The following is a 10,750-nucleotide window of genomic DNA, read 5'->3' on the forward strand; positions in this document are numbered from 1 at the left end:
CCTCAACGCTGAGAAGGGATCCGGGATCGCGGTCGAGGCGATCTCGAGAGGGGTCGGTCGCTGCACGATATCGATATCAGAGGGCGATCTCCACACATTTCTGAAATCGCCACCAGACTCGCTCGGCCTCGGGAGGGCCGTCGCAGATAACGCTTTCATCTCGGACTTGCACTTTCGTGAAATCGGTATCAGTATCTCCCCAGCCCCGAATCCGGGACCACGCCCTTCCCACTCCGCGACGACGAGGAGCCCCTGTGCCCGAGCAGCTGACCTGGGGGCCCCGCGACGGGCTCCGACTGACCTTCGACTGCTCGCCCGGAGCCCCGCTGGCCCTCGTCGTCCTCGAGACCGCGGACGTCCGCCTCGAGGCGACGCACGTCGCTCCGTTCTTCGAGATCACGACCGCCGCCGCCGGGCACGACCCCGCGAGCTCCCGTCTCACCCACACCCGCATCGGAGCGGCGATGCGCTACGTGTCGCACCGCGAGAGCCTCGTCGACGGAGTCGCCGTGCTCGAGATCGAGGCGGAGGCGCCGGCGTTCGGCGTCGTCGCCCGGGCGGTCCTGCGCCAGGTCGTCGGAGTCGCGGCCGTCACCTCCGAGGTCGCGGTCGGAGCGCTCTCGCGCCAGGTCCTGCGCTCGGTCGCGTCCTGGAGCGCCGACCTCGGCGCCCCGGCGGGCGCGGACGGCAAGGACGCCTTCACCCGCTGGTCGCTGCTGCGCGGCGAGAACGACTGGCTGGGGGAGGGGCGCTGGCGCACGGCGCCCGTCCGCGACTCCGGATTCGTCACCCTCCGCGAGGACATCACCGGCCACGACCCGCGCGGCGCGGTCGGCGCGGTGTCCACCGGCAGCTGGTCCACCGGCTCGCACCTCCCGGTCGGCGGGCTCCTCGCCCCCGACGCCGCCCTGCTCTGGCAGATCGAGCACAACGGAGCGTGGCGCTGGGAGGTCGGCGAGGACATCGACGGCGGAACGCTCGCCCTCTCGGGCCCGACCGACCTCGACCACGGCTGGATCCGCGCCCTCGAAGCGGGGGACGTGTTCACCTCGGTCCCGGTGACCGTGGTGCTCGGAGCCACCGCCGACGCCGCGGTCACCGCGTTGACGCACCACCGCCGCGCGACCCGCCGCTCCCACCCCGACGACACCGCCCTGCCCGTCGTCTTCAACGACTACATGAACACGCTCGACGGCGACCCGACCACCGAGAAGCTGCTGCCGCTGATCGACGCCGCGGCCGCCGCGGGAGCCGAGATCTTCTGCATCGACGCCGGCTGGTACGACGAGAGCGGCGTGCCCGGCGGCTGGTGGAGCAGCGTCGGCGCCTGGCAGCCGTCCGCGAAGCGCTTCCCGGGCGGTCTGGGCGAGGTCGTCGAGCGGATCCACGGCCACGGCCTGGTCCCGGGCCTGTGGCTCGAGCCGGAGGTGATCGGCGTCGACAGCCCGATGGCCGACCGCCTCCCCGACGACGCGTTCCTGCAGCGCTGCGGCATCCGCATCGAGGAGCACGAGCGCTTCCACCTCGACCTCCGCCACCCGGCCGCCGTCGCCCACCTCGACGAGACGGTGGACCGCCTGGTCGCCGACTTCGGCATCGGGTTCTTCAAGTTCGACTACAACATCGACGCGGGCCCCGGCACCGACGCGGCCTCCGACTCCGTCGGCGACGGACTGCTCGGCCACAACCGCGCCTACCTCGCGTGGCTCGACGCGCTGCTCGAGCGGCACCCGACCCTGGTGATCGAGAGCTGCTCCTCGGGAGCGATGCGGCAGGACTGGGCCGTGATGTCGCGGCTGCAGATGCAGTCGACCTCCGACCAGCAGGACTTCCGCCTCTACCCGCCGATCGCGGCCGCGGCGCCCATGATGCTCCTCCCGGAGCAGGCGGCCAGCTGGGCGTACCCGCAGGCCGACATGGACGACGAGGAGATCGCGTTCTGCCTGGTCACGGGCCTCCTCGGCCGCTTCTACCTCTCGGGCTACCTCAATCGGATGTCCGACCCGCAGCTCGCGCTGGTGCACGAGGCCGTCGCCGCGGCCAAATCGCTCCGCGGCGCGATCGCCTCCTCCTCGCCCCGCTGGCCGCTCGGCCTGCCCGGCTGGACGGACGACGCGGTCTCCCTGGCGCTGCGCACCGAGGACGAGCACCTCGTCTCGGTGTGGCGCCGCAGCGGCACGGACGTCGTCGTGCTGCACCTCCCGGAGCTGCGCGGGCGGGACGTCGACGTCTCGGTCGTGTTCCCCGTGGCGCTCCCGACCTGGGGCACCGCCTGGGACGCCTCCACGGCCCGCCTCACCGTCCGGCCCACCGGCTCCGGTCCCTCCGCCCGCACCTTCCGCCTGTCCCTCCGCACCACCTGACCCCCTGCCGGGTCCACCCGTCCCGGCATACCCTCTCCACACACAGAAAGCTCGAGTATTTCGATGAAGAAGTCACTCCTCAGCGCGGCCGTCCTCACGGCCGCCTCCGCCCTGCTCCTCGCCGGCTGCAGCGACCCGGGGGCCGGCGGCGGCACCGACGGCGGCGCGGCCGCTCCCGCCTCCTGGCCCGCCCAGGACGCCGACCTCGAGGGCACCGAGCTCACCATCTGGGCCGCGCAGAACTCGAACACCGTCCCGGAGTCGGTCGTCGAGGGCTTCGAGGAGCTCACCGGCGCCTCCGTCGAGATCGAGACGATCCCGGACCCTTACGAGCAGGGCGTGCAGACCAAGGTCGCCACCGGCGACAAGCCCGACCTGGCGTTCTGGCAGCCGACCGCCTCGCAGCTCACCGCGCTCAACGCGACCACCAACCTGCAGAGCCTCGACGGAGCCCCCTGGCTCGAGGACGTCGATCCCGCGCTCGCCGACATCACCGGCACGCTCGACGACACCCGCTACGCCGCGCTGATCTCGACCCCCGCGGTCGAGGGGGTCTACTACAACAAGAAGGTCTTCGAGGAGAACGGCATCACCGAGCTCCCCACCGACTGGGCGTCGTTCCTCGAGACCGCCCGCCAGCTCAAGACCGCGGGCGAGACCCCGTTCTTCGAGATGGGCGCCGACCGCTGGGCCACCCAGTGGTGGGTGCAGGTGCAGCTCGCCGACGCCGCGGCCGACGGCCTCTGGGACCGCGTCAACTCGGGCGAGGAGAAGTTCACCGACCCGACCATCCAGGGGGCGATCGACTCCTACAAGGGCCTGATCGACGAGGGCCTGTTCAACGAGGACATCAAGACCGCCACCTTCGAGGACCAGGGCGCCGCCCTCCTCGCCGGCGACGCGGCGATGGTCGTGCAGGTCAACTCCTTCTTCGGCCAGCTGCAGTCGCTCTCCGACACCGAGACGCTGAACGACACCGTCGGCTTCTTCCCGATCTCGCCCTCCGGCAACGTCGGCACCTTCATCCCCGACCAGTCGAACGCGCTCGTGGCCTTCAAGACCGGTGACGCCGACAAGGAGGCGGCCTCGCGCCAGCTCCTCTCCTACTGGCTCGGCGACGGCTACGCCGACTTCGTCGAGGCGCAGAACACCATCTCGCTCGAGCCCTCGGTCACCACGCCCGACACCGTGCCCACCGCGCTCGTCTCGGTGAGCGAGTCGGTCGGCACCTCGGTCGGCTCGATGCAGGCCCTGGCGATCGCCAACCCCGACCTCTACATCTACCTCGCCGACATGATCCAGGGCACCAAGACCCCGGAGCAGGTCGCGCAGGCCACGCAGGACCAGTTCGCGCAGCTCGCGAAGGCTCAGGGAGCCACCGGCTTCTAGCCACTCGACGCGGGGGCCTGCCACGACTCGACGGGCCCCCGCTCCTCCTCCTCTCTCGAAAGGCAGTGACCGCGTGTCCACCACCCGAGCAGCCGCGCCGCCCCGCGTCCTCGCCCGCGCCTCGAAGCCGGTCGCCGCGAGCGGCCGCCGGTCCGACCATCCGCTCGTCTTCCTCGTGCCGGCCCTCGTCGTGCTGGTCGTCTTCTTCTTCGTGCCGACGCTGTTCAACTTCGTCTACGCGTTCACCGACTGGTCGAGCTTCAAGTCGGCCATCGGCTTCGTCGGCGTCTCGAACTTCGTCGACCTGTTCCAGAGCGGCACGCTGATCCAGGCGCTGCGGGTGACGCTGGTCTACGCGGTGCTCGTCGCGGTCTTCCAGAACCTGTTCGGGCTGATCCTGGCGCTGCTCTTCGAGAAGGACACGCGGGTCAACCGCTTCGCCCGGGTGATGTTCTTCATCCCGGTGATCATGTCGGCGCTCGCCGTCGGCTACGTGTTCCAGGCGCTGCTGAAGCCCGACGGCGCGCTCAACGGCATCCTCTCGTTCGTGACCGGCCAGTCCGTGTCGACCGCGTGGCTCGGCGACACGACCTGGACGATCGTGGTCGTCGCCCTCATCCACTCGTGGAAGTGGATGGGCCTCTCGATGCTGATCTACCTGGCCGGCCTCAAGACGATCAGCGGCGACGTGCTCGAGGCCGCGCGGCTCGACGGATCCTCGTGGTGGCAGACGTTCCGCGACATCCGCTTCCCGCTGATCGCCCCGGCGCTGACCTTCAACGTGGCGACGGCGCTGCTCGGATCGATGAACGGCTTCGACATCGTGCAGGCCACCACCGAGGGCGGCCCCGGCGGCACGACCGAGCTGCTCAACATCTTCATCTTCCGCACCTTCGGCCAGGGCCTGTTCGCCCAGGCGACCACGATGAGCCTGATCCTCTTCGTGGCCGTCGCGCTCCTGGCCTTCCCCGTCATCCGCATCCTGCGCCGTCGAGAGGACGTGCTGTGAGCACCATGGTCGAGAAGCCCGCTCCGGCGCGGAACCCCGCGCCCGCTCCCACCCCCGTCCGGAACCGCCCGTCCGCCTCGCGGACGCTCGCCCGCCTCGCGCAGCCCACCGCCGCGCTCGCCGCCGTCGTCCTGCTCCTGGGCGTCCCGTTCTGGCTCATCATCAGCACCGCGGGCAAGACCCAGGCCGAGGCGCTGAACCCCAACCTCGCCGCTCCGTCGCAGTGGCAGCTGCTCGAGAACTTCGCCACCGTCTTCACCGACGGGCGCATGGTGCAGGCGTTCCTCGGCAGCGTGCTCGTCATGGTGCCGTCGGTGCTGGGCGTGCTCGTGCTCGGCTCGATGGCCGCGTGGATCCTCGGCCGCCGCACCGGGCGCGGGATGGCCCTCGTCTACGCCCTCGCGATCAGCGGCATCGTCCTGCCACCCGCCGTCGTGACCGTCGTGCTCCTCCTGCGCCAGCTCGGACTCGCCGGCACCGCCGTCGGCATGGTCGGCGTGTACATGGGGATGTACCTCTCGACGGTGATCTTCTTCGTCACCGGCTTCGTCCGGACGATCCCGGCGGAGCTCGAGGAGGCGGCCCGGGTCGACGGGGCGCGACCGTTCCGGGTGTTCTTCACGATCATCCTGCCGCTGCTGATGCCCGTGCTCGCGACGGCGACGATCCTGATCTGCCTCTACATCTGGAACGACGTCTTCTACGCGCTGTTCGTGGTCGGCGGGCGGCTCGACACCCTGCCGCTGAACCTCTACCAGGTGGCCAGCGCGGGGCTCTACCTCCAGAACTGGCACCTGATCTTCTCCTATATCATCCTGATGAGCCTGCCCCTCCTCCTGGTGTTCGTCTTCGCCCAGCGCAAGATCATCTCGGGCATCACGAGCGGCGCGGTGAAGTGAGCGCCTCCGAGACCGACGCGGCGCCGATCGCCTCCGCCCCCTCGTGGCTCGCCCTTCACCAGCGCGACGGCCGAGGACGGAAGCGAGACGACATGAAGCGGGACAGGGCGGCGAAAGCCCCGGTCATCGCCGACGTCGCGGCCCTCGCGGGAGTCTCGGTGCCCACGGTCTCCCGGGTGCTCACCGGAGCCGCGCGCGTGGCTCCCGACAAGCGCGAGCGCGTGCTCGCCGCGATCGCCGAGCTGAACTACCGCCCCAGCGCCGCCGCGCGCACCCTCGTCACCCGCCGCTCCCGCACGATCGCGGTCGTCGCCGGCAACACCTCGCAGTACGGCTACGCCGAGGCGATCCGCGGCATCGAGGAGGAGGCGCGCGCCGGCGGCTGGACCGTCACGATCACCGTCATCGAGTCGGCCGACCCGGACGACATCGAGAAGGCGCTCTCGCTCGTGCTGAGCCAGAGCCCCGACGGCATCGCGGTGCTGAAGTTCGACCCGCCCGGCGTCGCCATGGTCGCGGCGCTGCCGCCCGGAGTGCCGGTCGTCGCGCTGTCGGGCGTGCGCGGGCGGGGGATCCCGCAGGCCGTGCTCGACGAGCTGCACGCGGCCCAGGCGCTGACCGAGCATCTGCTCGAGCTCGGCCACCGCACCGTGCACCACGTGCGCGTGCCGCCGTCGCGCCGCGAGGACGGCCGGACCACGGGGTGGCGCCGGGCGCTGAAGGAGGCGGGCGTCGCCGTCGCGCCGACTCCGCTCGAGGCGACCTGGGAGCCGGAGTCGGGCCGCGCGCTCGCGCACCGGCTCGCGGAGGATCCCGAGGTCACGGCGGTGTTCTGCGGCAACGACGAGATCGCGATGGGCGTCATCAAGGGGCTCACCGAGGCGGGGCTGCGCGTCCCGGAGGACGTGAGCGTCGTCGGCTTCGACGACCACCCCCTCGCGCGGATGTGGACGCCCGCGCTGACGACGGTGCGCCAGGACTTCGCGGGGCTCGGTCGCCGCGGCTTCGGCCTGCTGCTGCGCGCGATGGAGGACGGCGGAGGCGCCACCTTCTCGTCGGAGCGCCCCGAGCTGATCGTCCGCGAGAGCTCTGCGCCCCCGCGCGCGTCCCACTGACGGGTCGGCGCTTCTGCTGATCGAGCAGCCCGCGCAGCGGCCCGTCTCTGCTGATCGAGTAGCCCGCGCAGCGGGCGTATCGAGATCCACCCCCTCCTGATGACGTCGGTCTCGATACGCCGCTGCGCGGCTACTCGACCAGCGGGGGAGCTCGCTGATCGAGCAGCCCTCGGAGAGGGCGTATCGAGATCCCGGTCTCCGGGCGGTGGTGGGTCTCGATACGCCGCTGCGCGGCTACTCGACCAGCGGGGGAGCTTGCTGATCGAGTAGCCCTCGGAGAGGGCGTATCGAGATCCACCCTCCCGGTGACCGCGCCGCCCTATCGCGCGCGCAGCAGCGCCAGGAACTCGTCCGCCATCGCGAGCTGCTCCTCGAGCTTCGCGCGGCGGGCGGCGGCGTCGGCGACGAAGGCGTCCAGGCGCGTGCGGATCGCGGCCGCCTCCTCCGCGGTGCCGGCGATCTCGAGGCTGTCGACGACGCGCAGCAGCTCGGCCATCGCGTCGAGCGAGAAGCCGAGCGGTTTCATCCGGCGGATGAGGAGCAGCCGGTCGACGTCGCGCTCGGTGTAGAGGCGGAACCCGCCGACCGTGCGTCCGCTCGGCTTCAGCAGCCCGACCTCGTCGTAGTGGCGGAGGGTGCGCAGCGACATCGAGGAGCGGTCGGCGAGCTCGCCGATGCGCAGGGTCGCCTCGACCTCCTCGGCCGTCCGCTCGTCCGTCACGCACTGCTCCGCTCGCTCGGGGTGTCCGCAAACCTCACGCTGCGGTAGGTTTGCTGTCGATCCGCTCCCCGCCCCCATTCTCCGGCACGGCCGGAGCGGTCCCCGCGCGATGTGGCGCTCCTCCCTCGACAGCCGCTCGCCAGAGCCGACCCGCCCCGGAGCCACCCCATGGCCGTTCCCGCCCGCCCCCGGCAAGCCCGCCCCCAGCCCGTGCACCGGGTGATCACCGTGCTCGACGCGCTGCGCTCGCCGCGGCAGCTGTCGCGCGAGGTCCTCGCCGGCATGGTGACGACTCTCGCCCTCGTGCCCGAGGTGATCTCGTTCTCGGTCGTCGCGGGCGTGGATCCGATGGTCAGCCTGGTCTCGTCGATCGTGCTCGCGCTCACCATGTCGATCCTCGGCGGCCGGCCCGGAGTGATCACGGCGGCCGCCGGATCCGTCGCGCTCGTCATCGCCCCGCTCGTGAGCGAGCACGGGGTGCAGTACGTGCTGCCCACAGTGATCCTGGCCGGAGTGATCCAGATCGTGTTCGGCCTCGCCGGCCTCGCCCGGCTGATGCGGTTCATCCCGCGCTCGGTGATGATCGGCTTCGTCAACGCGCTCGGGATCCTGATCTTCGTCGCGCAGGTGCCGCACGTGATCGGGGTGCCGTGGGTCGCGTACGTGCTCTTCGCCGTGACGCTCGCGATCATCCTGGTGCTGCCGCGCTTCACCAAGGCGGTGCCGGCTCCGCTCGTCGCGATCGTCGTCGTGACCACCGCCGTGATCGTCGCAGGGCTCGTGGTGCCGGACGTCGCCGACGAGGGGCCGCTGACCGGGCAGCTGCCGGGGATCACCCCGTTCCTGGTGCCGCTGACGCTCGAGACGCTGCAGCTGATCCTGCCGACCGCGCTGAGCGTGGCGTTCGTGGGGCTGATGGAGACGCTGCTGACGGCGAAGCTCGTCGACGAGATGACGGACACCCCGTCGCACAAGGGCCGCGAGTCGTGGGCGCTGGGCGTCTCGAACATCCTCGCCGGCTTCTACGGGGGCATCGCGGGCTGCGCGATGATCGGGCAGACCGTGCTGAACGTGAAGACCGGACGCGCGCGCACCCGCATCTCGACCGTCGTCGCCGGCGTGTTCCTCCTGGCGCTCGTGACCGGGCTGAGCTCGCTGATGGGGCGGATCCCGATGGTGGCGCTCGCCGCGGTGATGATGATCGTGGCGATCACGACCGTCGACTGGCACAGCCTCCGCCCGTCGACGCTGCGGCGGATGCCGCTGCCCGAGACGCTGGTGATGGTCGTCACCGTGGTCGTCGTGGTCGCGACCGACAACCTCGCGCTCGGCGTGCTGGTGGGGGTGGTGCTGGCGATGGTCCTGTTCGCGCGCCGGGTCGCCCACGTGATCGCGGTCGAGCGGATCCTCGCCGAGGACGGCGGATCGGTGCGCTACGACGTCACCGGGCCCCTCTTCTTCGGCAGCAGCAACGACCTGGTCGACCGCTTCGCCTACGCCGACGACCCCGCGCACGTGGTGGTCGACCTCCGCCATGCGCAGATCTGGGACGCCTCGACGGTCGCCGCGCTCGACTCGATCGAGACGAAGTACCGCGACCACGGCGCGACCGTGTCGATCGAGGGGCTGGACGAGCGCAGCACCGGGTTCCACCGGCGGCTGACGGGGCGGCTCGGTTCCTGAGCAGCGGTCAAGCCCCTGGGGCCGGGCGATCGGAACCGCTGGGATGGAGGGGAACGGAAGGAGCACCATGTCGACCGAACCCTCCCGCGAGGACCTGCCGCTGCCCGACTGGAACGACATCCCGCTCGGCACGATCGCCGAGCGCATCCGCCCCCTCGACGAGGACGGCGTCACCGCCTTGCTGAGCTACGAGGACGCGCACGGGGACCGCGCGCCGATCACCACGATCCTGCGCTCGCGACTCGCTCAGCTGCGCGAGGGCGCCGAGCCCGCCGGCCGGGTTCCGGAGTCGCTGCCCGAGACGTCGCAGGGGTCGACCGGGTCCCCGGTGTCGCCCGCGACGTCCGGCCCGCCGATCAACCCGCCGTCGCACGGGGTGCCGACCAACCCGGCGCAGCCGCGCTGACTGCACACGGTCTGCTCAGTGAGGCTTGCCACAATGGGGGACAGCCGATGACGGCGACCGGACGAGGGAGCAGTACCCGGACAGCGACAGGACTGACTCGATAGGAGTCGTCATGTCCTGGATCGTCCTCGTCGTCTCGGGAGTCCTCGAAGCCGTCTGGGCCACCGCCCTCGGGAAGTCGGAGGGGTTCACCCGCGCCGGGCCGACCGTCGTCTTCGGCGTCGCGGTCGTGGCCAGCATGGCCGGGCTCGCGTACGCGATGCGCGAGCTGCCCACCGGCACCGCCTACGCGGTCTGGGTCGGCATCGGCGCGTCGCTGACCGTGTTGTACGGCATGTTCTTCGGCGGCGAGGGCTTCTCGCTCGTGCGCACGCTGCTGGTATTCGGCATCGTCGCGTGCGTGATCGGGCTGAAGGTCCTGCACTGATCCGCGAGACGCCCCTCCGGTCCGCGACGCGCCGCGGTGGGCGTCCCGAACCGGCATCTCGCTGTGCATCCCGAGGGGTGGTTGCAGGAGAACGCGCGTTCCCCGTAGGCTCGGTGCATCAGGGGAGAACGATCGTTCTACTGCTCTCCCCGTCTGCTTGAGGAGGAACCATGCCCACTCGTTCTGCACGCACCGCCTGGAACGGCTCGCTCGAGACCGGCGAGGGCCAGGTCGAGCTCTCGAGCTCGAAGCTCGGCACCTACGACGTCTCGTTCCCGAAGCGCGCCGCCGACGACGCCAACGGCGCGACCAGCCCCGAGGAGCTCCTCGGCGCCGCTCATTCCGCCTGCTACGCCATGCAGTTCTCGGCCGTGCTCGGTGCTGCCGGCGGCACCGTCGAGGCGCTCGACGTCCGCGCCGACGTCTCGCTCGGCCCGGACTCCGCGGGCGGCTTCAAGCTGACCGGCATCCACCTCGTCGTCAGCGGAGAGGTCTCCGGCATCGACGAGGCCGCGTTCCTCAAGGCGGCCGACGAGGCCAAGGCCACCTGCCCGGTCTCGAAGGCGCTGACCGGAGTCGAGATCACCCTCGACGCTACCTTCGAGAGCTGACGCTCCCCGCACACTGAGCACCCCGTCGCGCATCGCGGCGGGGTGCTCGTGCGTCCGCCCCTCTCCTGCGGATCGAGTAGCCCGCTGCGCGGGCGTATCGAGATCCGCGATGTCTGGAGCGGGTGGG

10 protein-coding genes and 1 riboswitch are annotated in these 10,750 nt (G+C 71.1%); of the genes, 9 read left to right on the top strand and 1 reads right to left on the bottom strand.

Annotated features, from left to right (window positions below; translation table 11 throughout):
* Nucleotides 1-254: 254 nt before the first annotated feature.
* The 5 genes from ASF46_RS01305 to ASF46_RS01325 all read left to right on the top strand — a co-directional run bounded on the left by ASF46_RS01305 (nt 255) and on the right by ASF46_RS01325 (nt 6,775).
* Complete coding sequence (locus ASF46_RS01305) at nt 255-2,363, top strand: glycoside hydrolase family 36 protein (RefSeq protein WP_056866102.1); 2,109 nt, start codon at nt 255-257, stop codon at nt 2,361-2,363.
* A 63-nt stretch (nt 2,364-2,426) separates the two neighbouring features.
* The gene (locus ASF46_RS01310) at nt 2,427-3,752 is read left to right on the top strand and encodes an ABC transporter substrate-binding protein (protein ID WP_056866103.1); all 1,326 of its coding nucleotides are present in this window, start codon (nt 2,427-2,429) and stop codon (nt 3,750-3,752) included.
* 73 nt (nt 3,753-3,825) lie between these two features.
* Nucleotides 3,826-4,761, top strand: a complete 936-nt coding sequence (locus tag ASF46_RS01315) for a carbohydrate ABC transporter permease (RefSeq protein WP_235576820.1) — start codon at nt 3,826-3,828, stop codon at nt 4,759-4,761.
* Between the two features lie 5 nt (nt 4,762-4,766).
* The gene (locus tag ASF46_RS01320; protein ID WP_082485358.1) at nt 4,767-5,660 is read left to right on the top strand and encodes a carbohydrate ABC transporter permease; all 894 of its coding nucleotides are present in this window, start codon (nt 4,767-4,769) and stop codon (nt 5,658-5,660) included.
* Nucleotides 5,661-5,752: 92 nt separating this feature from the next.
* A complete protein-coding gene (locus tag ASF46_RS01325; protein ID WP_056867385.1) occupies nt 5,753-6,775 on the top strand; it encodes a LacI family DNA-binding transcriptional regulator in 1,023 nt (340 codons plus the stop codon).
* Between the two features lie 319 nt (nt 6,776-7,094).
* On the opposite strand, the gene ASF46_RS01330 is transcribed toward ASF46_RS01325, so the two are convergent.
* On the bottom strand, nt 7,095-7,496 hold the full coding sequence (locus tag ASF46_RS01330; protein WP_235576821.1) for a MerR family transcriptional regulator: 402 nt from the start codon (nt 7,494-7,496) through the stop codon (nt 7,095-7,097).
* 168 nt (nt 7,497-7,664) lie between these two features.
* Between ASF46_RS01330 and ASF46_RS01335 the strand changes: the two genes are divergently transcribed.
* From ASF46_RS01335 to ASF46_RS01350, 4 genes are all read left to right on the top strand, one after another.
* Nucleotides 7,665-9,179: a SulP family inorganic anion transporter gene (locus ASF46_RS01335; protein ID WP_056866104.1), complete on the top strand. Its 1,515-nt coding sequence runs from the start codon at nt 7,665-7,667 to the stop codon at nt 9,177-9,179.
* A gap of 67 nt (nt 9,180-9,246) precedes the next feature.
* Nucleotides 9,247-9,585: a hypothetical protein gene (locus ASF46_RS01340; RefSeq protein ID WP_056866105.1), complete on the top strand. Its 339-nt coding sequence runs from the start codon at nt 9,247-9,249 to the stop codon at nt 9,583-9,585.
* A gap of 38 nt (nt 9,586-9,623) precedes the next feature.
* Nucleotides 9,624-9,687: riboswitch (guanidine-III (ykkC-III) riboswitch) on the top strand.
* 10 nt (nt 9,688-9,697) lie between these two features.
* Nucleotides 9,698-10,012: a DMT family transporter gene (locus ASF46_RS01345; RefSeq protein WP_056866106.1), complete on the top strand. Its 315-nt coding sequence runs from the start codon at nt 9,698-9,700 to the stop codon at nt 10,010-10,012.
* 170 nt (nt 10,013-10,182) lie between these two features.
* Nucleotides 10,183-10,623, top strand: coding sequence for an OsmC family peroxiredoxin (locus ASF46_RS01350; RefSeq protein ID WP_056866107.1), 441 nt, complete (start codon nt 10,183-10,185; stop codon nt 10,621-10,623).
* The last annotated feature ends 127 nt before the right edge of the window (nt 10,624-10,750 follow it).

It is taken from the genome of Rathayibacter sp. Leaf296 (genome assembly GCF_001423045.1).
Taxonomy (GTDB): domain Bacteria; phylum Actinomycetota; class Actinomycetes; order Actinomycetales; family Microbacteriaceae; genus Rathayibacter; species Rathayibacter caricis.